Source organism: Streptomyces colonosanans, from assembly GCF_001866645.1.
Taxonomy (GTDB): Bacteria; Actinomycetota; Actinomycetes; order Streptomycetales; family Streptomycetaceae; genus Streptomyces; species Streptomyces colonosanans.
This window is the reverse complement of record NZ_MLYP01000085.1, coordinates 59,769-83,237: the sequence shown is the minus strand read 5'-3', so window position 1 is coordinate 83,237 and position 23,469 is coordinate 59,769. Positions and strand designations below refer to the sequence as shown.

At 69.6% G+C, this 23,469-nt stretch carries 20 protein-coding genes and 1 pseudogene; 3 read left to right on the top strand and 18 right to left on the bottom strand.

The features are described 5' to 3' along the window. The 6 genes from BIV24_RS28210 to BIV24_RS28185 all read right to left on the bottom strand — a co-directional run. The coding region (locus BIV24_RS28210) for an IS607 family transposase (RefSeq protein ID WP_071369285.1) at positions 1 to 539 on the bottom strand (539 nt) is incomplete at its 3' end. Between the two features lie 64 nt (positions 540 to 603). Beyond that, positions 604 to 951 carry an IS3 family transposase gene (locus BIV24_RS28205; RefSeq protein WP_177198846.1) on the bottom strand — a complete coding sequence of 116 codons (348 nt, stop codon included), beginning with the start codon at positions 949 to 951 and terminating at the stop codon, positions 604 to 606. Continuing rightward, positions 948 to 1,247: a transposase gene (locus tag BIV24_RS28200; RefSeq protein WP_079168591.1), complete on the bottom strand. Its 300-nt coding sequence runs from the start codon at positions 1,245 to 1,247 to the stop codon at positions 948 to 950. Before BIV24_RS28200 ends, BIV24_RS28205 begins: the two co-directional genes overlap by 4 nt. Before the next feature lie 168 nt (positions 1,248 to 1,415). Continuing rightward, positions 1,416 to 2,078: a DedA family protein gene (locus BIV24_RS28195; RefSeq protein WP_071369283.1), complete on the bottom strand. Its 663-nt coding sequence runs from the start codon at positions 2,076 to 2,078 to the stop codon at positions 1,416 to 1,418. Between the two features lie 688 nt (positions 2,079 to 2,766). Next, the gene (locus BIV24_RS28190) at positions 2,767 to 3,117 is read right to left on the bottom strand and encodes a hypothetical protein (RefSeq protein ID WP_143064680.1); all 351 of its coding nucleotides are present in this window, start codon (positions 3,115 to 3,117) and stop codon (positions 2,767 to 2,769) included. A gap of 163 nt (positions 3,118 to 3,280) precedes the next feature. Next, a complete protein-coding gene (locus tag BIV24_RS28185) occupies positions 3,281 to 4,057 on the bottom strand; it encodes a crotonase/enoyl-CoA hydratase family protein (protein ID WP_071369281.1) in 777 nt (258 codons plus the stop codon). 103 nt (positions 4,058 to 4,160) lie between these two features. Here BIV24_RS28185 and BIV24_RS28180 point away from each other — a divergent pair, with 103 nt between their 5' ends. After that, complete coding sequence (locus BIV24_RS28180) at positions 4,161 to 5,495, top strand: aminotransferase-like domain-containing protein (RefSeq protein ID WP_071369280.1); 1,335 nt, start codon at positions 4,161 to 4,163, stop codon at positions 5,493 to 5,495. A 239-nt stretch (positions 5,496 to 5,734) separates the two neighbouring features. Here the strand turns inward: BIV24_RS28180 and BIV24_RS28175 are convergent, their stop codons facing one another. The 4 genes from BIV24_RS28175 to BIV24_RS28160 form a co-directional block, all read right to left on the bottom strand. Beyond that, positions 5,735 to 6,289 (bottom strand): dihydrofolate reductase family protein, encoded by a 555-nt coding sequence (locus BIV24_RS28175; protein WP_071369279.1) that lies wholly within the window; start codon positions 6,287 to 6,289, stop codon positions 5,735 to 5,737. Between the two features lie 113 nt (positions 6,290 to 6,402). Then, a complete protein-coding gene (locus tag BIV24_RS28170) occupies positions 6,403 to 7,095 on the bottom strand; it encodes a helix-turn-helix domain-containing protein (protein ID WP_245766975.1) in 693 nt (230 codons plus the stop codon). A gap of 391 nt (positions 7,096 to 7,486) precedes the next feature. Then, positions 7,487 to 8,137: a response regulator gene (locus BIV24_RS28165; protein ID WP_071369299.1), complete on the bottom strand. Its 651-nt coding sequence runs from the start codon at positions 8,135 to 8,137 to the stop codon at positions 7,487 to 7,489. Next, the gene (locus BIV24_RS28160) at positions 8,134 to 9,300 is read right to left on the bottom strand and encodes a sensor histidine kinase (protein WP_245766973.1); all 1,167 of its coding nucleotides are present in this window, start codon (positions 9,298 to 9,300) and stop codon (positions 8,134 to 8,136) included. Before BIV24_RS28160 ends, BIV24_RS28165 begins: the two co-directional genes overlap by 4 nt. 131 nt (positions 9,301 to 9,431) lie before the next feature. Here BIV24_RS28160 and BIV24_RS36310 point away from each other — a divergent pair, with 131 nt between their 5' ends. Then, a complete protein-coding gene (locus BIV24_RS36310) occupies positions 9,432 to 10,229 on the top strand; it encodes a class I SAM-dependent methyltransferase (protein ID WP_071369277.1) in 798 nt (265 codons plus the stop codon). On the opposite strand, the gene BIV24_RS34020 is transcribed toward BIV24_RS36310, so the two are convergent. The 3 genes from BIV24_RS34020 to BIV24_RS28140 all read right to left on the bottom strand — a co-directional run bounded on the left by BIV24_RS34020 (position 10,182) and on the right by BIV24_RS28140 (position 13,093). After that, complete coding sequence (locus BIV24_RS34020) at positions 10,182 to 10,649, bottom strand: hypothetical protein (RefSeq protein ID WP_143064679.1); 468 nt, start codon at positions 10,647 to 10,649, stop codon at positions 10,182 to 10,184. The genes BIV24_RS36310 and BIV24_RS34020 overlap by 48 nt on opposite strands. Before the next feature lie 260 nt (positions 10,650 to 10,909). Then, complete coding sequence (locus BIV24_RS28145; protein ID WP_079168589.1) at positions 10,910 to 11,911, bottom strand: amidohydrolase family protein; 1,002 nt, start codon at positions 11,909 to 11,911, stop codon at positions 10,910 to 10,912. 198 nt (positions 11,912 to 12,109) lie between these two features. Continuing rightward, positions 12,110 to 13,093, bottom strand: a complete 984-nt coding sequence (locus tag BIV24_RS28140) for a helix-turn-helix transcriptional regulator (RefSeq protein WP_177198845.1) — start codon at positions 13,091 to 13,093, stop codon at positions 12,110 to 12,112. 145 nt (positions 13,094 to 13,238) lie between these two features. On the opposite strand from BIV24_RS28140, the gene BIV24_RS28135 reads away from it, so the two are divergent. Then, entirely contained in the window at positions 13,239 to 14,651 is a 1,413-nt protein-coding gene (locus BIV24_RS28135) for an aminopeptidase P family protein (RefSeq protein ID WP_071369274.1), read from the top strand. 360 nt (positions 14,652 to 15,011) lie between these two features. Here the strand turns inward: BIV24_RS28135 and BIV24_RS28130 are convergent, their stop codons facing one another. The 5 genes and pseudogenes from BIV24_RS28130 to BIV24_RS34635 all read right to left on the bottom strand — a co-directional run bounded on the left by BIV24_RS28130 (position 15,012) and on the right by BIV24_RS34635 (position 23,227). Continuing rightward, the gene (locus tag BIV24_RS28130) at positions 15,012 to 16,202 is read right to left on the bottom strand and encodes an FAD-dependent monooxygenase (RefSeq protein ID WP_071369273.1); all 1,191 of its coding nucleotides are present in this window, start codon (positions 16,200 to 16,202) and stop codon (positions 15,012 to 15,014) included. A 548-nt stretch (positions 16,203 to 16,750) separates the two neighbouring features. Then, positions 16,751 to 20,491 carry a S8 family serine peptidase gene (locus BIV24_RS28125; RefSeq protein WP_177198844.1) on the bottom strand — a complete coding sequence of 1,247 codons (3,741 nt, stop codon included), beginning with the start codon at positions 20,489 to 20,491 and terminating at the stop codon, positions 16,751 to 16,753. Positions 20,492 to 20,887: 396 nt separating this feature from the next. After that, positions 20,888 to 21,565 (bottom strand): annotated as a pseudogene (locus tag BIV24_RS28120) (response regulator); the annotation flags it as partial. Positions 21,566 to 21,624: 59 nt separating this feature from the next. Continuing rightward, entirely contained in the window at positions 21,625 to 22,887 is a 1,263-nt protein-coding gene (locus tag BIV24_RS28115) for a sensor histidine kinase (RefSeq protein WP_107459766.1), read from the bottom strand. 172 nt (positions 22,888 to 23,059) lie between these two features. Beyond that, a complete protein-coding gene (locus tag BIV24_RS34635) occupies positions 23,060 to 23,227 on the bottom strand; it encodes a hypothetical protein (RefSeq protein ID WP_177198843.1) in 168 nt (55 codons plus the stop codon). Between the last annotated feature and the right edge of the window lie 242 nt (positions 23,228 to 23,469).

Here is a 23,469-nt window from a genome sequence, read left to right as displayed (position 1 = left end):
CGGTTCTTCGCCGACCGGCGACCGTACAGGCAAGCACAGAACGAGGTCAGCACCTCCACCATGTCGCGCACACGGTCGTCTTCGGCCTCGCCGTCATCAAGGACCACGAGGCGGCACCCATGTGCGGACAGGGCGGCTTCGACAAGTTCGGTGTTCATCCGGCCCAGCCGGTCCTTGTGCTCGACCACCACCGCGGTCACAACCGGATCGGCCAGCAGCCGCTTGGCTTTGGGGCGGGCACCGTTCATACCGGATGCGCTCTCCACCTCCACGCGCACCACCCGGTGGCCGGCCTGCGCCGCCCACCGGGACAACCGGGCGACCTGCCGCTCCAGATCGGCCTTCTGGTCATGGCAGGAGACCCGGGCATACAGGCCCAGCCCGCCGATCGCCCCGGGCACGGCGTTGACCCCAACGTTCACGAGGATCGTGCGCGGACCGACCCGCTGAGCCGGTACCGGCAGCGTCCCCTCACGGAACCAGCGATACGCGGTCTGCGGATGCACACCCTGCGTCTTCGCCCATTCCGTGAGATTCATACTCCGACAACGACACTCACTCACACATAGTTACCCTCACTCACTCGACTTTGAAGAGCAACAATTAAAGACCCCGGCCTGTCATCGGCTCTGGCAGTGGGGCCTTAACCCTGAATCCTGGACACGGGTTATTGATGCTCCGCATCACCCGCGCGATCCGCTTGTGATTGACGCGCTCGCCTGTCTCGCGGAGCTCGGCGGTGATCCTGGGGACACCGTAGGTGCCGTCCGATTCACGGTGCACGGCCCGTATCCGGGCGGTAAGCCGGGCGTCGGCCGCCTGCCGATCGGCTCGGTCCGCGGCCGTTTGGCGCCAGTAGTAGAAGCTGGAGCGGGCGATGCCGAGGACGTTGCACAGCCGCTTCACGCCGAACCGGCGCTGGTGGTCGGCGACGAACTGGAAGCGGTTCACCAGCGCGTCTCCCCGGCGAAATACTTCGCGGCCTTCCGCAGGATCTCGCGTTCCTCCTCCAACTCGAGGACCTTCTTACGCAGAGCGGCGTTCTCCGCCTCCAGCGGCGTGGGCGGCTCCGTCGGCACCTCCGCCCGACGTCCCCGGGGCCGACTCGCTCCGGCCGCCCGAACCCAGTTGCGCAGCGTCTCCGGGTTCACTCCCAGATCAGCGGCGACCGACCTGATCGTCGCTCCCGGCCGCGACTCATACAATGCGACCGCGTTCGCCTTGAACTCCGGCGGGTAGTGCTTCATGACCACAAGATGTCCGTTCTCAGATCCTCAAGATCCACGTCTCAAGTGTCCAAGATCCGGGGTCAAGGCCCGTGCGCGGCCGCCGCGATCCAACGGCAATCGGGCCCGGATCGCCCGTACTGCCTCCGTGGTCGGCAACAGAGGAAATGAGCCCAAAGCCGTCGGCGGCTACCGGACGTCAGGGGCCGGTGTGATGTCCTCCGCGCTGCTGGAAGCACCGTCCGTGCTGTGGTGGGCGCGGCGGCGGCGTAGATGCCAGACCGCCAGGGCGGCGATGACGACGGCGGCCACAACGATCGCCAGGGCCCGGCCAACAGCATGCTCAACCTGCGCGTAGGCGGTTCCGGCGAAGTACCCGAGCAAGGTGAACCCGACGCCCCACAGAAGGCCGCCCAGCGCGTTGAACAGCAAAAACGTTCGGTAGTGCATACGCGATACGCCGGCCAGCGCGGGCATCATGGCCCGGAAGAAAGCGATGAACCGGCCGAGGAACACAGCCACCGGTCCGCGGCGGCGGATCAGATCCTGGGCGCGGGAGATGCTGTCCTGGTGCCGTCGCAGCGGACGGACGCGAAGAATCGCGGGCCCGAAGTGGCGGCCGACCTCGTAGCCGACGGAGTCTCCGACGATCGCGGCTGCCACGGCAGCGAGGGCCAGCCAGTACACCGAAACCTGACCTTGACTGGCCAGCACCCCGCCCAGAACAACAGCCGTCTCCCCCGGCAGGACAAAGCCGATGAACAGCGCATCCTCACAGAAGACCAGGGCCGCGACGACGGCATAGATGACGGGTCCGGACAGCCCGACGAGCCAATCGGTAATCGCCTGCATGCCCCGTTCCTCTCTCTACCGCGTCCGCGCGGTAACGGTCTGCATCCCGGCGGGAACTGAACCGCATCGGGACTCTACGACGTGTAGTACATGGGTCTGGGGGCGCTGAGTGTTCACTGGTGCACCATCAGCCCGCACTTGCGTCAGTTGATGTCACACCTGGCGCGGCGGCCGCTTCGGGCTCCCGCTGCCCCCACGTAAGAATGCACCGTGCCCCAGGTGCGCCGCCGGCTCCGCAACTTCATCGCCGTCTTCGCTGTGGCGGTCACTCTTAGGGCTGGTCGCGGCACACACGGCCCTGATCCAGCCTTACGATCTACATCCGGATCGTACCGTGCCGCCCGATTTGCACACCGGCTGGCTCAAGCCGGTGATGCTGTGGATCGGCTGCATCGCCTTCCTTCTGCACCGTGTGCGCCTGTGTAGATCACCGTTTGTTCACTCGAAGCCAGCCATCGCCGGCTCTGCGGAACTCCTACGTCGTGGAGAACTTCTACACGCACGTGGAAGTTCCCGACGTCTGCGAGGGTGCCATTCCCGGCTGCCCGGCTACGGGACGGGGTCCGCGTCGCGCGACGACAGCGCACACAGCACCCTTGACTCCTCTGATTCCGGAGCCATCGTGCCCTTGTTCTCGCCGCCGGGACTCCGTCCCGCGCAGGAGCGGGTGCGGTGCGAGCGGCGCGGATCACATTCTGCAGAACGAGGCTGGCGACCTGAGGCGACGCCCGCGGCGGCTTCCCATCGTGCCGGCGATCCACCAGCGGGCGGGCCAGGCGAAGTCAGCGCTGTAGGTGGTCTGATCCGCCGCCGGGGTTCGGCGGCCGGGCTGGGGCACGGTGAGCTGGCGTCCGTGGCGGGACAGGGCCCGGTCGGCGATGTAGTCGTCCAGGCCGGGCAGGAAGGCGCGGCCACACAGAGTCTGCGCGAGGTGCCGGCGCGCTTCGGCCAGGACGTGGCGGCGGGCGAAGACATGCCGCACGGCGTAACCGACCGCAGCGACGTCGGCGGCGAGCACGGTGTCCACCGGAGGGCTCACCCGGGCCCGGATCGCTGCCCCGGCCGCCCGGCAGCACTCCAGGAGCCCGTCGACCGACTACTGCCCCGAAGCGCCAGATCACGGACGCGCGCCACCACACACGCAGTTGCTCCAGAGGGCGCAGGGTCTCCTTCTCCGGGCGGGTGTCCGGGAACGGAGTCCTTCAGCGGGACTCAACCGTGCGGTCGAGGAACCGCCGCAGCCCGGTTCGCACGCCGTCGGTGGGCACGGTGGCGGCGAAGCAGCTCGCCTCGACCGCGAGTCCTTCATCGACGGGCAGGTTGATGCCGCGGGTGACCGCGCGCAGGCAGGCCGCTACGGCCGTCGGTGCGTGCCGGATGATCCGGTGGGCCAGGTGATGTGCGGCGTCCAGGAGTTCGTCGGCCGGTACGACGGTGTTGACGAGGCCGATCTCTGCGGCCCGCGCGGCCGGAACCGGGTCGCCGGTCAGGATCATCTCAAGGCCGCGCTTGCGGCCGACGTGCCGCGGCAGCCGCTGGGAGCCGCCGAAGGGCGGCGGGAAACCGAGGGAGATCTCGGGCTTGGCGAACGTGGCGTGCTCGGCGGCGATCGCCAGCGGAGCGGCCTCCGTGATCTCGCAACCACCGCCGTACGCAAGCCCGTTGACGGCGACGATCACAGGCTTGGGAAATTCCTCGATCCGCCGGGTCAGCGTGTGTCCCCGTCGGACGACCTCGCGGAGGGCACGTTCGGGCCCACCGGCGATGCTCTGCGCCAGGGACGGAATGTCCGCGCCCGCACTGAACGCCCTGCGCCCCGCGCCGGTCAGGATGATCGCCCGGACGGAGTCGTCGGAGTCGATGCGATCGAGGCTCGCGAGCAACGCATCGATCGTCGGGTAGTCGAGGGCGTTGAGCTTCCGTTCCCTGTCGATGGTGACCGTGACGACGTGCTCATCCCGGTCGATGTGTACGGTCATGCTGTCTGCTCCGTTTCGCCTGGGCTTGGACGCACCGAGGCTAGGAGCCGTAACCTGTGACGATCCATTTATTGTCCTAGATACAGACGGATACAGGTGCCACATGCGGCCACCGTCCTACAAGGCCGTCGTCGAGGAGTTCGCCGCGTCGATCAGGGCTGGCACACTCCCGGCGGGCACCCGGCTCCCGACGCACCGCGATCTCGCCCGCGAACGGCGGATCGCACTGGCCACTGCCACCCGGGTCTACGCCGAACTCGCCGCCATGGGCCTGGTGGTGGGGGAACGGGGGCGCGGGATGTTCGTGCGGGTACAGTCCGGCTACGACGGCCTCGAGCCGTCGCGCGCCCTGCCGGTGCCGCGGGTCGCAGACCTGTCGTTCAATCAACCGCTGGGCGAGGGCCAGGCCGACCGGCTGCGGCAGGCACTGCATGCGCTCTCCGTCTCGGGTGAGATCGAGGCGCTGCTCCGTCAGGACCCGCCGGGCGGGCGCCTGCACGAGCGGGCGGCCGTGGCCACCTACCTGCTGGAACGAGGCATCGACACAGCGCCGGCGAACGTCCTGCTCACGAGCGGCGCCCAGCAGGCGCTCGACTCCGTGCTGCGCTCCCTCACCAGGCCCGGTGACGTCCTCGCGGTCGACGCACTCAGCTACCCCGGCATCAAGCTGCTCGCCTCGGCCCACGGGCTCGACCTGGCCCCGATCCCGGTCATGGCGACGGGGCCCGACCTCGCCGCGCTCGACCGCCTGTGCTGCACACGCCCCGTCCGCGCCATCTATGCGATCCCCACCCTGCACAACCCGCTCGGCTGGGTCCTCGATCAGGAACGGCGCGACCGCCTTGTCAGCATCGCCCGTTCACACGACTGCCTGATCGTCGAGGACGGCACCTACGCGTTCCTCGAGTCGTCACCGCCTCCTCCCCTGCGGACCCTCGCCCCCGAACGCACCTGCTACATCGCCGGACTGTCCAAGAACGTGGCTCCCGGCCTGCGGTTCGGCTTCGCCGTACTGCCCGGCCACCATGTGGAGACCGTCACCCGGAGCCTCCGCATGGCGGCCTGGGGTGCTCCGGGACTCATCACCGCGCTCGCCACCGGCTGGCTGGCCGATGGCACGGTCGCCCGCTGGGAGGAGGACCGCCGAGGCGACGCGGCCGCCCGGCAGGACATCGCCCGCGCTGCACTCGCCGGGATGCACCTCACGGCGCATCCGATCTCGTACATGGTCTGGCTCAGCCTGGAACCGCACCAACGCCCTGACCACGTCGCGGCTCTACTCGCCGAGGCAGGCATCCTCGTGTCCACCGCAGACGCCTTCGCCACCGGCACTCACCGCCCCCGAGCACTCCGACTGGCGCTCGCCACGCCACCCCGGGACGAACTCGGGACTGTGCTGCAGCGCCTGAGAGACGTGATCGATGCGATCCCGCCGTGATGGCCTGCCGGCTACCTACCTGTAGGGCATCCGCTCAGACGCGAGTTGTCCTCTCGCATCCGACCTGGGCGCCTACGCTGCCCACAACCGAGCCGGGATCGTGGAGGACCTCGCGCACCTGGATGGCATACCAGCTGGAAAGCACCAGGGGCGTGCTCATCGCTGCGGCGCATCGGCCGGCCGCACCACCCGGCCGTGGTGGAGCGCGAGGTCGACGCCCTCGCCTGGTTCGCGCCGGCTCAGCGCGCCTGGCGGTAGGTCGCGATGATCACCCCACTGCTGGTCGGCTGGGCACTCACCAGCTGCAGCTTCTTCAGCGCGGCGTCATCGGCGAACAGCTTCTTGCGACCCTCGCCGGCCACCACCGGGTGGATCAGCAGCACCAGCTCGTCCAGCAGGTCCAGCTCCAGCAGCGAGCGCACCAGCGTCGGGCTGCCCGCGATGGTGATGTCCTTGCCCTCGTCCGCCTTGAGCTCGTTGACCGCAGCCACCAGATCGCCCTTGATCAGCGTGCTGTTCTCCCAGTCCTCAACGCTGTCCAGCGTCGAGGAGACGACGTACTTGGGCGATTTATTGATCCACTTCGCGAAACCGGCGTCCTCACCGCTGGTCACCGTCGGCCAGTATCCGGCCCACTCGGTGAACGTCACCCCACCCAGCAGGATCGTGTCGGCCGTCTCCAGCGCGTGGGTCAGCGCCGCACCCATCTCCTCGTCGAACTCGAACTGCCACTCGTTGGGCGACTGGGCGACACCGTCGAGCGAGACGAACAGACTCGAAACAACCTTGCGCATGATTCCTCCATGATGAGTGCGGAGTCTTGCCCTCGCCCCGGCCCGGACGGTACTCCGGCCCGGACAAGCCGACCCCGGCGGCTACGTCATGAACACTAGACAGGCGCAAAGGGTCAGGTCTTGTACAGAAGCGACAGCGGCTCCGCCGCGTCCGGCGCGCTCAGCTGAGTGGCGGTCCGCCCCACGTACCGCCTCAAGGACCGCGCCAGGTGCGGCTGGTCGAAGTACCCCAGCCGGTGCACGACCTCCTGGGCCGGCACCCCCTCCTGGACCAACACCGCCGCCTGGCGGGCGCGCTGGATCTGCCGGATGGCGCCTTGGGTCAGGCCGGTCGCCGCGACAAAGCGCCGCTGCAGAGTGCGATCGGAGGCATCCGGGCAGGCGCCGTCGAGCACAGCGGGTACGACCGGGTCCAAGTCCACGATGCCCTCGCGCACCATCCGTAGCACGAACGCCTCGGCGTTGTCGTAGTCGGGAACGTGCCAGGCCGACCCCTTCAGCCACAGCGAACGCCGCGTCACGTCGGGGATCGCCGCATTGCCGCCCACCAGCCGGCTGACCGGGATATGCGGCATCGACGTACCCAGCGCGAAACTGATCCCGAAGAAGTCAGCGTCCCCGGGGACCGGGGCGCGGGACGCCTTCGCCTCCGGACCCAGCACAGCCGCCTGCACCTGACCGCGGTGTTCCCAGAACACCAGCTCCCAGCGCGACGTCGCGACCGACATCATCCGGCTGACGTCGTAGCTACGGCTGCGCCACACCCGCTCGATGTACGGCAGCTCCGACGGTCGGCTCTCGATCACCAAGCCCAACCCGGTTCTCCTTCCCTGGCCACACACCCTGCCCCGGACCGCCAGTCTGACACCCCACCGGACGACAGACCTGCCCGGGCCCAGGCACCCTCAGCACAGAACTGCGAAGCCCTGAACCCACCGGCGGGCCCCGCCGCGTGGTCGCCCCACGGCGAGCCCTTCCCGTCGAAGGCGGCGGCCTTCTCGGCGGAGAGACACCACCAGGAAGGCCGCAAGCCCGCTCGTCGGAGGAGCCGCGCGGACGCCTTGTTGCGGGCGTCGCAGGTGGCCGTGATCCGTTTCACGCCCGTGGTGAAGAGGCGGTCCGCCACAGCGGTCAGTCGCGGGGCCAGCCGTGCTTCGCCCCGAGCGATCGGCGGATGGCTCCGCGTGGCCGGAGGCTTCACCGGGGGAAACCGGCGTCACGCGCGAGTAGGGCGGCCTGGACGCGGTTGCTGGCCTCGAGGGCGGTGAGGATGCGGCTGACATGGGCCTTGACGGTACTTTCGCGCATACCGAGGGCGGTGGCGATCTCGGCGTTGGTGTCGCCCTCCGCGAGGCGGGCCAGGACCTGGGTCTCGCGTGGGGTGAGCCGTGCCAGTCGTTTGCGGGCGGCACGGGCATCGGGGCGCGCCGTGCGGTGGTAGCGGTCGATCAAGCGGCGGGCGGCCGAGGGGTGCAGCATGCCGTGTCCGACCGCGACGACATGCACGGCGCGCAGGATGTCCCTGGGCTCGGTGTCCTTCAGCAGGAAGCCGTCGGCGCCGGCGGCGAGAGCGTCGTAGACGTACTCGTCGAGGTCGAACGTCGTCAGCATGACGATTCGCGGGGGACTGGGCTGGGCACGCAGCAGGCGAACCGCGGCGATGCCGTCGACCCGGGGCATCCGCACGTCGACCAGGGCCACGTCGACCTGGTGACGAGTGGCCTGCTCGACCGCTTCCAGACCGTCGGCCGCCTCGGCGACGAGCAGCAGGCCCGGGTCGGTGCCGATCAGATCGGCGAGGCCCCACCGGACCAGGGCGTCGTCGTCCACGACCAGCACATTGATCACGATGCCTCCGTCGCGGCGCCCGGCCGCTGTCGCGGGGTGCACACCTGATCCGCCGGCAGGGGAAGACGGGCCGTGAGCCGCCAGCCGCCGTCAGGTGACGGCCCGTGGTCGAGCCGGCCGCTCAGACCGCCGACCCGTTCGGACAGACCGACCAGTCCATAGCCACCGGTCGTGGACGACACGGCGGACGAACGGCCGGGTCCGTTGACGAGGTCGACGGATGTGGCCTGGTCGCCGTAGTGCACACGCAGCCGCACCGGCGCGCCGACGGCGTGCTTGCGAGCGTTGGTGAGCCCTTCCTGCACCAGCCGGTGCACAGCGAGCCGGTGGCTGGCCGGGGCGGATCCGGCTTCGCCGACTATCTCTGCCTCGATCCGCTGCCCGGCGGCACCCGCCTCGGCCAGCAGCACGGAGAGTTCCGGCACCGCCGGGGCACGGTTGTCGCGGGAATCGTCGGGAAAGTCCATGCGCAGTGCCCCCAGCAGATCGCGCAGGTCTGCCAGCGCCTGCGTGGCGGTGGCGCGCAGCAGCGCGATCCGCTCGGCGGCGGGCGGAGGCAGAGCGTCGGCGTGCATCGCCACGACGCCGGAGTGCAGGGCGAGCAGACTCAGCCGGTGGGCCAGCACGTCGTGCATCTCGGCGGAGATACGGGCCCGCTCCGCCAACCGGGCCCGCTCGGCGTACAGTTCGGCCTGGGCTGCCCGGCTGTCGGCGAGTCGGCGTCGGCTGGCCGTCCACAGTCCGGCCACGATGGCGAGCGCGAAGACCAGCCCGGGAGAATACCTGGGCTCGACGGGGCCGTGCAGCGGCGGGCGCCATATCCAGGGCGCCAGCGCGGCCAGCGTCCAGCAGACCGCGGCTGTCCGGGTAAGGCCCCGCGCGGCCAGATGGAACAGCAGCACCGCCATCGGCACCAACGCACCCTGCACCGTCATCGCCGCCAGCGCAGACACGCCCACCCAGAGCGGGTACCGCTGACGGACCGCCAGCGCCAGTGCCGCCCCGACGGCCACCGATGCCCTGAGCGGCAGCGCGGCACCACCCCGGGTCGCGTACACCTGCTGCACCACGAGGGCGAGGCTTACGGACACCAGCAGCCACTCGGCCCACAACCGCCCATGGCGGTGCGGGAAGCCGCGATCCGATCCGGCGTCTGCGTCCACCGACCGATCGTAGGCGTCGGCCGACCGCACCCACCAGGGCCCGACGGTTGTACTCGACCCCGACTTTCGTAGGGGTTGCGGCTCGTACAACAGCCGATCCCCGCGCTCCACCGGGTTGCGAGCCTGACCGCATGAAGCGTCCGAACTCTTCTCCGTCGTCAAGGACTTGGCCGCGTCGCGCGGCCGACGCCGCACTGTTCCTTACCGAGACGGCGCGCACGTTCCACACCACCGGAGCCGTCGCCCCGAGCAGCGGCCGTCTCTCCCTCGCCCTGGCGGCTCCGCTCCTGACCCGGCGCTCCGACGGGCGACCTGTGGCGGTGCTGGAGGTGGGAGCCGGGACCGGCGCGGTCTCGCGGGTGCTCGCCGACCGGCTCCGCCCGGGAGACACCCTGGACCTGGTCGAGTCGAACCCCCGCTTCGCCGACAGGCTCCGCACCGACCGGCGGCTGGCCGTCGACGGGAAACGGATCCGGCTGATCGAGCGGCCGGTCGCCGAGTTGGAGAACGGCAGGACCGGCGTCGGCCGCTACGACGTGATCGTGTCCGGTCTGCCCTTCGCCAACTTCCTGCCCGGTGAAGTCGCCGATGTGCTCGCGTTCTACCGCGCGGCGCTCAATCCCGGCGGGCACCTCACCTACTTCGCCTACCGGGGCACCAGCCGCGCCCGTACCCTGCTGCACACCCGGCGAGCGACCGCCCGGCACCGCGCGGTCCTCGACATGCTCGACCACTGGCGGCAGTCCCACGACAGCGCCGACTGCCGAACGGTCTGGGCCAATCTGCCACCCGCCCGTGTCTGGCATCTGCGCACCGCGGGTGCGGACGAGCGGTCCGCTGGAACGAGGGCGACCGCAGCTTCCCGGGCTGGTACTACGCGGTCACGACCGGTGGGGGTTATGAGTCGTGGCTGGAGCAAGACCGACTGACTCTGCTGGACTTCGGCCCCGAGGTGGTGGCTTCGGCACCGTGTTTTTGCAGCTCTCCGAAACTTTCACCACTCCGAAGACCACCGGGTAGTGGGTGATCTGTTGGTTCGGGCCCGGCTGAGAGTTGCAGATCTTCCACTCGGCCGGGTCGTCTACCGGACGGCCCTGTCCGCTCGCGTCCTTGAAGACCATCTCGAGTTCGGAGCCCATCTGCTCGTCCGCACGCCTGGCGTTGCCACCTATAGCGTCGGGCATGACGGCGGTGACCGGCTGGGGGTTCGCCGAGCGGCGCGTCTCAGCCGGTCCCGAGCCGGTCGAGGTGCCCGCCGGGACGTCCGCCACGGACGAGGCGCCGCAGGCGGTGACCGAGGCCAGGAGCGTGGCGGCGAGGGCGGGTATCAGTAGCTTGGTGACGGTCATGTTGCCTCATCGTGAGGGAAGTTCGGAACATTGAGTATTCACGGTGAGGCAAGAGAAAGCAGCGCTTTCATGATCACGGTCCGGTGCGGGGACCGCCGCCGCGTCATACCAAGCCCCTTGTTTTCGCGTTCCTCCGTCCAGGGCCTGGTTGTGTGGGTTTCGGTGCGCCTGCCGGGCGACCGCGACCCGAAACCCGTCTGGCGGCGGGCCTCGGCCGCCGGTGCCGCGCCGGCAGACATGGACCGCTGGTGGCATCAGGCTTACAGGCCGAACAGGTTCGCCGCGTTGTCGTGGCACACAGCCTTCAGCCACTCCTGTCCGAGCCCCATCCGTTCCAGGGCGTGGAGTTGGTGCACGTAGGGGTAGGGGATGTTGGGAAAGTCGGAGCCGAGCAGGATACGGTCGCCGAGTGCGGCGAGCCGGGGCAGAGCCCGGCGGGGGAACGGCATGAATTCCTCGATGAAGTCGGTAAACGCCATCGTCGTGTCCAGCCGCACCTGGTCGTATCGCTCGGCGAGGTCGAAGAACTCCTCGTACTCGGGCATGCCCATGTGCGCGACGATCAGCCGCAGCTTCGGGTGCCGCGCGAGCACCCGTGCGATGGGCTCGGGGCCGGTGTGCTTGCCGGGCGCGGGCCCGGAGCCGCAGTGCATCACCACGGGGATCCGGGCCTCGGCCAGCATCCCCCATGTCTGCTGGAGAAGTTCGTCGGCCGGATCGTACGCTCCTACCTGTACATGGGCCTTGAACACGCGCGCCCCTGCTTCGACGGCCTCGCGGACGTATGTCTCGACGTCCGGCTCGGGGTAGAAGGTGGCGGTGTGCAGGCAGTCGGGGGTGCGGCGGGCGAAGTCGGCCGCCCATCCGTTCAGCCACTGAGCCATGCCGGGTTTATGTGGGTAGAGCATCGCGGTGAAGGCCTGGACGCCGAACTCCCGGAGAAGCTCCGCCCGCTCCGCCTCCATCTTCCGGTAGGTGATCGGCCACTCGAGCCCACCGATCAGCGGCCCGTGGGCATCGAAGTAGTCCCAGACCTTGTGCAGGACGCGCTCGGGCATGAAGTGGGTGTGGACGTCGACCAACCCGGGAAGACCGAGCCGGCCCCAGAAACGGCGGACCTCACGAGCCTCCTCCCCCAAAGCCACGTCACTCGTGGACTCTGTGGCTGCGCTCGACCTCAGCGACCCGACTTCGTCCGATGGGCCGTGAGCGGGGGTGGCGAGGCTGGCAGAGTTGACCGGTGCCATGCGGTGATCGTTCATGCCGCCCACGATCGGCCTTGGTGAGAGGGTGGATCTACCTTTTCCGTAAGGGGCGCGGTGAGGGATCCATCACACAGGCCGCACTGAACGCTGGCGGTGCCGCGTTCGAGCAGGGAGAACCTGATCGTCGCCGCCGGACGGGCGGAGACGCTGAACGCTTCGCCGAGCGCAGGACGGGGCTTGCGCGCAAGATCTTGGTCACAACCATCCGTTGCGCTGGGCCTGCAGGGCCAGCTGGAAGCGGTTCGTGGCGCCCAGCCGGGCCATCATGACCTGCAGGCGGCGGAAGAGCGTGCGGCGGCTGATTCCCAGTTCGCGGGCGATGACGTCGTCGCTCGTGCCGCCGGCCAGGAGCCACAGGAGGCGGCGGTCGGCGGGGGGCAGACCGCCTGGGCGGGTCGTGCCGCCGTGGAAGGGCAGAGCGTGCTGCCACGACTGCTCGAACAGCGCGATGAGGGCGGAGAGCAGACCGCACGGCTGTACGACCAGCATGGTGTTGTGCACGTCGGCCTCTTTGATCGACAGTGACACCAGGGCGTATGCCTCGTCGATGATCAGGAGTTTGACAGGGACGGACGGCAGCACTCTGGCCTGTTCACCGGCGTTGATGCACGGTTCGATGAATTGTTCGAGGTGGTCCGGGCGTTCCAGCGACTCGCGGGAGTACACGACGCGTTGCGTGACCCCGCGGGCCAGCGTGGCCAGTGCGTCGTCGGTGGCACTGGCCACAGGGAAGTAGGGGGGCGACTCGAGCTGCCGGATCTGGTGGCGGGCGCTGGCCCAGGCTTGGCGCATCCTGGGGCCGATGGCGTCGCCGGTGACGATCTCGACGAGGTGGTCGTTGTGGGCCGCGAGCCGCTGGCGCCGGAACGAATCGAAGGCGCCCGCGACCGCGATGCGGGATTTCTCGACCCCGGTCACACGACGCCGGGCGAGGACCTCGAGACCGGCCGCTGGCGCCACCGGCGCCACCACGTCCTCGTCCCTCTCGGCGGCAGCGGCCAGGCCGGCGTCGACGAGCTCGCCGTACGCCGTGACCAGGCCGGGGCCGTCCAGACCGGCCGCGGCGGCGATCTCGCTCAGCGGCGCAGGAGCCAGCTCCAGCAGGGTGAGATAGACCCGGGCCGCCGCCTGACCGATGCCCAGGAGCCGCAGTGCCTCGTCGAGATTCACGTTCGTCATGAGCCGCATTATCGACGGCCGTGGCCGGCCAGGCGTGGCCGATCTGTGCCAGTGGCACCACTGGGCACCATGCGTGGGCGTCGCGGGATAACGTCGCCGAGCCGTCGGTACGTGGCGGCGCTCGACTCCAAGGAAGGCGGACACAGTGGCGGAAGGCCGCAAGAACGGTTTGTACTCAGGTATCTCCGAGGAACTGTCCGCGCTGATGCGGACGGGGTGGGCGGACACCGAGAGGCGTGAGCTGACGCTCGAGGAGCAGGCCCCGTACGCGGCCGCGCGCCGGGCCGCGCTCTCCGCGCGCTTCCCGGGTGAACGGCTCGTGATCCCTTCGGGGAACCTCAAGGTCCGTTCGAACGACGACACCTACCCGTTCCGGCCGTACTCGGGCTATGTGCACATGACCGGCGACCAGGCCCGGGACGGTGCCCTTGTCCTCGAACCCCGTGCGGACGGTGGCCACGACGCCTACTGCTACCAGCTCCCGCGGGACAGCAGGGAGAACAACGAGTTCTGGACCGGTGCCACAGCAGAGCTGTGGATGGGCCGGCGCCGCTCCCTCGCCGAGGCGGAGCGCGTGCTCGGCCTGCCGTGCCGGGACGTCCGCACGGCGGCCGGCGAGCTGGCAGCCGCCTCCGGCACACCGACCCGCATCGTCCGCGGTATCGACCCGTCCCTGGAGGCCGCCGTCGTAACCGAGGCGGAGCGCGACGCGGGGCTGGAAGAGGCCCTCAGCGATCTGCGCAGCGTGAAGGACGAGTGGGAGATCAAGGAGATCCGCTCGGCGGTGGACTCCACGGTGCGCGGATTCACGGACGTCGTCGGTGAGCTGTCGCGGGCGATCGCGTCGTCCGAGCGGTGGATCGAGGGCACCTTCTTCCGTCGCGCCCGCCTTGAGGGCAACGCCGTGGGCTATGGCACGATCTGCGCCGCGGGCGAGCACGCCACGATCATGCACTGGACCGATAACGACGGACCGGTGCGCCCCGGGGAACTGCTCCTGCTCGACGCGGGCGTGGAGTCGCGCACCCTGTACACCGCCGACGTCACGCGCACTCTGCCGATCAGCGGCACCTTCACCCCCGTCCAGCGCAGGGTCTACGACGCGGTGTACGAGGCCCAGGAGGCGGGCATGGCGGCCGTCAAGCCGGGCGCCGCGTATCGGGACTTTCATGAGGCGGCCCAGCGTTCCCTGGCGGCGCGGCTGGTCGAGTGGGGTTTCATCGAAGGGCCTGCCGACCGCGCGTACGAGCTGGGCCTCCAGCGCCGTTTCACGATGGCCGGTACCGGTCACATGCTCGGCCTGGACGTCCACGACTGCGCGCAGGCCCGGGCTGAGGAGTACGTCGACGGCGTACTGAAGCCGGGCATGGTGCTCACCGTCGAGCCCGGCCTGTACTTCCAGCCGGACGATCTGACCGTGCCGCAGGAGTGGCGCGGCATCGGCGTACGCATCGAGGACGACTTGCTCGTCACCGCCGGTGGTCACGAGAATCTGTCGGCGGGCCTGCCACGGTCTGCGGATGAGGTCGAGGCGTGGATGGCCCGGTTCGCGGGCTGAGCACATCGAGAACCGGGCCAACGGCAGGGCCGCCGTCCGGCGAGCCTGCCCTCGCGTGAACCGCGAGCTCGCAACCTCACGCAAGAGCCGGCGACGAGCCGGCCGGTGGGAAGCGCAGCTGCACCCCGGAGGGGGCGGCGCCGGCCGGCGCCGCCCCGTGAGCATCCTGGCCGGCTCCGCTGTTCCTGTGGGACCGAGGACAGCCGGCCGCGTGGTGGTTCCGACGGCACACGGGCAACCCGTGAGCAGCGCTGGCGAAGGAGGCGGTGATGGACCGGCAGGCGGACGAGGCGAATGATCGGTCCACGCGACGCCCGAGCCACGGTCATTCGCCGACTCGGGCAGGTCGACGGCGCGTCCTCAGTACTCCTTCAGCGCGATAGCGTTGGCGGCCTTGTGGATCGGCTCGATCGCCTTGGCCATCATGCGTTCCTTGCCCGGCATCCGGTTGAGCAGCGCCAGCATCATCATCGAGATCCGGACCTGGCCCTTGGTGCGCATCACCATCCGCTTGATGTTGGCCGGGCCGAGGTCCTGGTTGGCATTGACGAACGGCCGCATCTCGCGCTCGTAGGCGGCGAAGCCGGCGGCGTGGTCGCCGGCCGCGGAGGCCAGTTCGCCGGCCAGTACGTACGCGCCGACCAGGGCCAGGCTGGTGCCCTGCCCGGAGGCGGGCGAAGCGCAGTACGCGGCGTCGCCGATGAGCACCGTCCGGCCGGTCGACCAGCGCTCCATGTGCACCTTCGACAGCGAGTCGAAGTACAGGTCCGGGGCGGCCTGGGCACCTTCGATCAGGCGCGGCACCTCCCAGCCCTCACCGGTGTACGCATCCGCGAGCAGCCGCTGCTGGGCGGCGCGGTCATGGCGGTCGTAGGACAGCGGCTCCGAGGAGAAAAGGAACATCGCCTTGGCGGTGGTTTCGCCGGCCGTGCTGTACGTCAGGGCGGTGCGGCCCGGCCCGACGTACGTCAACTCCTCGCGGTCCAGCCCCAGGTGGTTGGGCACGGTGGAGATCGATACGTAGTACCCGAGGTCGCGCACGTACTGCTGCGCCGGGCCGAAGGCCAGCGCGCGGGTGTTGGAGTGCAGTCCGTCCGCGCCGACGATCAGGTCGTAGGTGCCGGTGCGCCCGGAGGCGAACACCACGTCCACGCCGTCGGCGTGCTCGGACAGCTTGGCCATCGAGTCGTCGAAGAGGTACGTCACACCGTCGCGGGTCGCCTCGTACAGCAGCCCGGTCAGATCGCCTCGCAGCAGCTCGGCGTCGTCGTGCCGACGCCCGCCGAAGGTGTCGCCGTCCATGCTGGCCACGCGCTTGCCGCTCGCGTCGACGACCGAACCGCTGCGCACGTCGGTCCGCGCCGCGCGGACCGCGTCGAGGAGGGCCATGCGCTCGATGACCTTCAGCGCTGCACCCCGGATGTCGACCTTGTAGCCGCCGGGGCGGACCGCCGGGGCGCGCTCGACGACGGTCACGCTGTAGCCGTGGCGGCGCAGCCAGTGGGCGAGCGTGATGCCGGCGACGCTGGCTCCGGAGATCAGGACGTTCATCGTGCACTCCTTCGATCGGTTCGACACGGAGAACATACACACGTCTTATACGCTTGTACAAGACGTGTGTTTAATCAGTTTTCAGCGCCAGCTCGACCCGGACCGTATTGTCTGGCACGGCCGGACGTTGGGCCGCAGACCACCTGGTAGCCGACCGGGCAGGCACGCCCTGGGAGCGGTTCTACGCGCGATCAGCGGCGGCAGATGGGGCCGACAGCCCACCGGTTGGACCGTGATCCGGCTGGATGCGCCCTGGCAGGACACTCCGTCCTCTGAACGGCCCGCCTGGAGGGAGCGGGCAGCGAACCTCGCCAGGCGGGATCGCGGTTGCCCCGGCTGCCCTCGAACGTCGAAGTCGGCCGGCTGGGCGGCCCCGCGGAGATCAGCACCGCGAACGGCGACATCCGGATCACCGAGCTGCCGGGAGGGCGTCCGGTTCCGTGGAGGCGCCGTCGTGCGCCCAGGCTGACCGGAGGGCTGCGCCCGTGGCGCAAGGGCGTGCCTTGCACCACGGGCGCGGTCAGGGAGGGAAGGGTCTGCCGTAGGAGTCAGCGCACGGCGTAGGCCTTGATCAGGGTCTGCTCGATCTTGCTGCCGTTGGTGTCCTGTGCCTTGACGCGCAGGGACACGTACCCCTTTGCCGGATTGCGGACGGACACCTTGTGGTGGCCGTCGCTCTTGCTCTTCACCTTCGCGGGGCTCCAGGTGGCACCGTCGTCGGTGGACATCTCCACCTCGACCCCGTCGATGTCCGGGGTGGTGCCGGTCTGGAGTGCGAACGACAGGTCGAAGTCGTAGGTGTTTCCACCCTTGGCGGTGTTCTCCGCGTCCAGGTCGAAGCCGTACTTCGGCCAGAGCAGCGCCAGGTTCTCCTCCCCGCTCGCCGGCCGGGCGGACTTGAACGTCCACGCGGTGCTGGTCTCGGTGGACAGCGGGAACCACGCCGGGTGCGATGTGTCCATGGTGATCCGGTAGGTCGCCGGGTCGGGGCTGACCGACAGCATCATCAGCGCGCGCGTCGTCTCGGCGAGGAGCTTCCCGTCCTGGTACACCCGCACCTTCGCCTTGTCGGCGTCCGCGCCGAACCAACCGAAGTGCCCCGGTTCGCTGTCGCCCATCTCCGGGACGATGAGGGTCATGTCGTCGCCCTCGCGGACCGCGAGGGTGTTCGCCGGTCCGGCCGGGCCGTTCGCCGCGCCCAGCCAGGTCTCCTCATGCCGCTCGCCCGGGCTGTAGGTGCGGAGTACGCCATCCAGGCGACGGAGGATGTTGGGGGCGTTCGGGAAGACCGCGCGGGACCAGCGCATGTCCTTCAGAGTCGGCCACTTGCTGCCGGTGGAGGACCACTCCTCGCGGTCCAGCGGCCCGTCGACGAACTCCACGATCTGGACGATGAGGCGCTCCCCCGGGCGGACCACCGAGTCGGCCTCGCCGAGTCTGGCGCCCTTGGTGCCGCGGTAGTGGGACTTCACCACGGCCGAGTTCTCCGCGGTGACCGCGTCGACGGGGTCGGCCGGAATTCCACCGGGAACCATCAGTGCGATGTTGTACACATACGGGCTGCTGGCGATGCCGTGCAGGTTGACCTGCGTGGGACCGCCGGCCATCCGGTCGAAGAGGACCGCGCCTTCGTCCTGGTTGAGGGTCCAGGCCGGGATGGCCGTGCGGGCGGCGAACGGCACATTGGCGTTGAAGGTACCCGGCTGGTCGCCGACAATGATCGCTGCCTTCGCGCCGGCCTCGGCCACGGCGGCGATCTGGTCGGCAGCCGTCCGCGTGGCATCGCGGGTGACGACCGCGAGCGTGCCACTGACGTCCGTGCCGGCCAGGTCCTCGGGCCGTCCCTTGCCGGCGTCGACCGCCCGGAGCGTGCTGGGGCCGTCCAGCCGGACCGCATTGAACACCGGCTCGAGCGGGAGCGCGCCGCCCTGCCCGGCAATGGACGCCCGGATCGCCGGGGCGTACCTGCGCTGCTGGAAGTCGAACTCGAACGTGCCGAGCTTCACCGGCTCGGTGGGCACCACGTAGGCGTGGTCCCAGATCGGGCTGACCATGAACTTCATGAAGTCGAACCCGTAATTGCCGGGGAGCTTCTGACGGTACCCGAGCTTGTAGCCGTTCGGCTCCGACTCCTTGGGCGTCGCGACCTTGACCTCCTTGCCCAGCCGGGCATCCAGCGTGATCGTCTTGTCCGCCTTCAGCTCCACCATGGGATCACCGGCGAGGGTACCGTTCAGGATCTCGACTCCGGCCTTGTCCCGCGTGTAGACGACACCCATGACCGAGTAGCGTCCCAGCGGCACTGCGACAGTCGTCGTTCCGTCCCGCAGGTAGGGCTGGATGACCTCGTCCTCGTCCAGGTCGAACACGGCCACGTCGGTACCCTCCGCCGGGTTTCCGTTCCGGTCGATCGCGTTGACGGTGAGGTCGACGGTCGGCACCCCCTTCGTCGCGCCGACGGTGGTGTGGATCGCGGTGCCGCCGGGCGCGGTGGCGGTGACGACACCCGTGTAGTCACCCAGGGCGCAGAGTTCGGGGTGGTAGGTCACCGTCACGCTCGCGGTGGAGTTCGCCGGGACTGTCACACTGTTGGCGCTGAGCGTGAACGTGCCGTCCGGTGCGGGCCCGGTCTCCCCGGAGCCGGCCAGGCGGAGCGACAGCGTGGTGTCCGCTGCGGAGGTGTTGACGTAACTGATCGTCCTGGTGACCGGCGCGCTCTCGGCTGTCGACTTGCCCATGCTCACGACGGCGGGGCTGGAGTAGACCGTGGCGTCGATCGCCTTGGGTACGTCGACCCGGCCGCCGCCCTGCTGGTAGGCGGTGTACGAAGCGGGCTTGGCGGTGCTGACCAGCGTCTGCTTGAGCCGGTCCGCGGTCCAGTCCGGGTGGCGTTGGGCGAGGATCGCCGCGGCGCCGGCCATGTGCGGGGTGGCCATGGAGGTGCCGCTGGCCGAGGTGTAGTTGGCGTCGACCGGGCTACCCATCGAGGTGCCGGCGGCGCGTGCGGCGACGATTCCCACCCCCGGTGCGGTGATCTCCGGCTTGACCGCGAAGTCGCCCTTGCGCGGGCCGCGGCTGGAGAAGCCCGCGAGCACCTCCGACTTGGACACCGCGCCCACCGTCAGCGCGGCGTCGGCGGCACCCGGTGAACCCACGGTCGACTTGGCCGAGCCCTCGTTTCCGGCCGCGATGACAAACAGCGTGCCGGAGGACGCGGTGAGCTGGTTGACGGCCTGGCTCAACGGGTCGGCGCCGTCGCTGGGCACGTCCGAACCCAGGCTCATGTTGACAACGTCCGCACCCTCGGCGACCGCCCATTCCATGCTGGCGATGACCCCCGACTCGAGGCCGACACCGGCCTTGTTGAGGACCTTGCCGATGTACAGGTCGGCGCCCGGCGCCACACCCTTGTACTTGCCGCCCGACGCGGCACCCGAGCCGGCGATGGTCGAGGCGACATGCGTGCCGTGACCGTGATGGTCGACCGCGTCGGGATCGTCGGTGAAGTTCCGCGCCTTCTTCACTCGACCCGCCACATCGGGGTGGTTGGGGTCGATACCGGTGTCGAGAACGGCCACCTTGGTGCCCGTGCCGTCGTAGCCGGCCGCCCACGCGGTCGGCGCGCCGATCTGCGGCACACTTCGGTCCAGCGTCACGTTCACCGGCCGGTCGAGCCAGAGCTTCTTGATGCCACCGGCAAGCTTCGGACTGGTCGTCGCGGCGGCAGTGTCGTCGTCGACGGCCTCCCAGAACGTCGCCGCCTTCTTCTTGCTGGCATGCAACGCCACCGCGTTGGCGCTGGGCAGCACGTGCTCCTTCACCGAACCGGCCGGCGCGTCCTGCTTGAGCGCCTTGCCCGCCTTGCCCGGCGCGCCGGCGTAGGTCGCGATCAGCGGCACGGCGGGGCGGTGCGCGTCGTCGTAGCCGTACTCAACCAGTTTGGTGACGTTGAACAGCTCGCGGTCGAGCTTGTTCGCGGCGAGGTACGGCTGTGCCTCATCCGGGATGACATAGACCTCATCGCGCACCCGCAAGGTGGAGAACGCCGCTGGGGTACCGGCAGACGTGGGCGCGACCGTTGCTGCCTGGAAGCCGCCTGCGTGGCGCTCCAGCGTCACCACCTCGCCTGTGACGAGGGTGACCTTGTGCGTGGCGACAACCGGGCCGTCCTGCCGTGGCTGGGCGGCCTGGGCGACTGACGCGGCCGGTGTTGCTGCGGCGGCGGCTGGCAGGGTGACGAGTGTGCCGGCCACACAGGCCGCGGTCAGCACCCCCAGGGCCGTCCGCACTGGACGGCGTGTCAGCCGGTAGGCTATGGGGGTGGTCGGGCTGGCTGAGGATCTGGTCGACTCAGCCGGTCGTGACTGTCTCATTAAGGCAATGACCTTCTCTACGGGGCACAAGGGCGCGCGAAAGCCACGCGGTCGCAATCATTCGGCGCCGCGGCGGAACAACGCGTCGGTTGTGGTGTGTGGTTGTGCTGCTTTGAAGTGCGAGCGATGCAGCAGCACAAGGTCGGCGGACCGCGTGCCGTGTTGATGCGGCGGCCGGGCGCCGCCGATATGTCAGGCACGTGAATCTCGCTGCGCTGCGGGATCCGGAAAGTCGGGCCGGTCGGGCGGGTTGGACGGGTCCGCCGGATTCGGTCGTGCGGTCGGCGACGTGGGGCCTGGCTGCGGCTCGGGGATCAGGCCACGGGCCAGTGCCGCCGTCACGGCGCCGGTGCGGCTGTCCACCCCGAGCTTGCCGAAGACGTGGACCAGGTGGGTCTTCACCGTTGCCTCGCTGATGAACAGGGCTCGTGACACCTGCCGGTTCGACAGTCCCCTTGCGAGGTGGGTGAGGATCTCTATCTCGCGTGGTGTCAGCCTGTGCTGCGGTGCTCGCGTGCGGCCGAGCAGCCGGGTGGCAACGGGCGGAGCCAGCACGGTCTCGCCGATCGCGGTGGCCCGTATCGCGGAGATCAACTCCTTTACCGGTGCGTCCTTGAGGAGGTAACCGGTCGCACCCGCCTCGACGGCGGCGAAGATCTCGGCATCGGTCCTGTAGGTGGTGAGGATCAGCACCCGGGGCGGTTTGGGCAGGGCCCTGATCCGGCGGGTGGCCTCGACACCGTCCATGCGCTCGCCGCCGTCTCCCCCGCTGCCGGCCGCATCGGTGGCGGCGCCTGACATCCCGTCGATACCGCCGCCCATGCGCAGGTCCATGAGGACCACATCGACCGCCACAGACCCGGCGACCATGCGCAGCGCCTCGGCGCCGTCCCCCGCCTCACCCGCCACCACGACCTCGGGCACGTCCTCGAGCAGCGCGCGCAGGCCACGGCGCACCACCGGGTGGTCGTCGACGATCAGCACGCGCACCCGCGCCGCGGGGGGCGGTCCGGCCGAGTTCTGCCGCTCGGGGTCGGTGTGCGGCCCGGTCACGACGTCCCCCCTTGCGGCATCGGCAGACTGGCGGCGACCGCCGTCCCCTCACCCATCGCGGACTCGACGGTGAGCGCGCCGCCCAGCTCCTCTATCCGCTGGCGCATCCCGTGCAGTCCGAAGCCGCCGCGGGCATCCTGCCTGGGCAGTTGAGGATCGAACCCCTTGCCGTCGTCGAAGACGTCGAGGGTGACCCGGTCGTCCAGGTAGGACAGGCTCACCACACAATGGGCAGCGTGCGCGTGCCCGCGCACATTGGCCAGCGCCTCCTGGGTCAGCCGCAGCAGCGCCACATCGCACTCGGCACCCAGCGGGTACAGATCCCCGTGCAGATGGAACGCGGTGCTGAGACGGTCGTCGGCACTTCGGTCGACCAGCCGGCGCAACGCCTCGGGCAGGGGCGTCTCGACCAGGGGCGGCGGGCTCAGCTCGCACACGAAGTGCCGGCACTCGGCGAGGTTCGCCGTGGCGACCTCGGTGGCCGCCGCGGTCCGCTCCCGCGCCACGGATGCGTCCGGCGGCAGCGCGGCGGCGGCGGCACGCAACAACATGATCACACTCGACAGGCCCTGCGCGACCGTGTCGTGGATCTCCCGGGCCAGCCGCTGGCGTTCGGCAAGTCGGCCGGCCTCCCGCTGCGACTCCGCCAGCGCGTACCGGGCGACAACCAGCTCACCGATGAGCGCATGGCGGGCCTGGCGCTCCCGGTGCACCGACCGATACCCGAACACCATCAAGGTGGAGGCCAGCGCGCCCATCACCGGCCCGGCCACATGCGGGATATCCAGCGTGCCGGTCTGAACTCCCTTGGCGGCAACCACGATGGCGGTAGCCACGGTGACGGCCGGTATTGCCAGCCGCAGTGGCAGCAGTTGGACATACAGCACAATCAACGGGAACGCCAGCCAGCTGAACCCCGCATGGAATGCCATGAGGCAGACCCACACCACAGTCATCGCGCCGAGCCAGCGCACCGCACGGCCGAGATTCTGCCCGCCCATGTCGACGGACTCGGCGCGATCCTCACGACGGCGAGCGCCGGCAGGCCTGGCAGGACCGGCGAAACCGGCCGCGTACGTGGCGGCGAAGAGCACGCACAAGGCGACGACGATGGACGCGTCCTGCCTCGCCACAGTCGTCCCCGGACCGACCACGACCGCAAGGGCCAGAACGAGCGAGGACACGAGCAAGCCGTTCAACGCTAGCCGCAGCGCCGGCGGCATGGCGTACGCCACCCCTCCGAGTTGCCCAATCCTCATCCGCGCCTCACTCCCGGTTCACCTCAGGCGGTCAGCGCAGAGACTAAGCCGTGCACCAACTGGGGGGCATGTCCATCCTTTGGTTGATCCAAAACGGCGCTTTATCCTCAACTTTCCTGAACTGCGGGATATTCGAGATCCGGAGAGACAGCGTCAAAGCTGACCTCCGGCGTCAGAGGCCGGCGAGTTCGATGCGCCGGTTGAGGGCGCCGCGGCCGAGGATGAGCGCGGCCCGGATGCGGATGCCGATGGGGTGCTGCTGGTCACAGGTGGCGGCCGTACCCCCACTCGACCGTCCGAGCGCGCAGAAGCCAGGCGCCCGGGCCGCTGAGCGGCACACGGCGGGCGCCGCCGGCGGTGCTACCCGGTGCCAAGGGGATACCCGTCGCCACACCGCGTGGTCTGCCGCCGGAAGGCATCAAGGTTGCCGGCGAGGAAAATGCCAGGCGGTGTGGCGCGCATGCCGACCGCCGGAGTTCCCGCCCAGCGTGTTCAGTCAGCCGGCGCTGATAGAGCAGAACCTGACGGTCGTTCAGGTAGCGGACAGCCGTACGAGAACAGGACCGAATGGCGCTCTGCGGC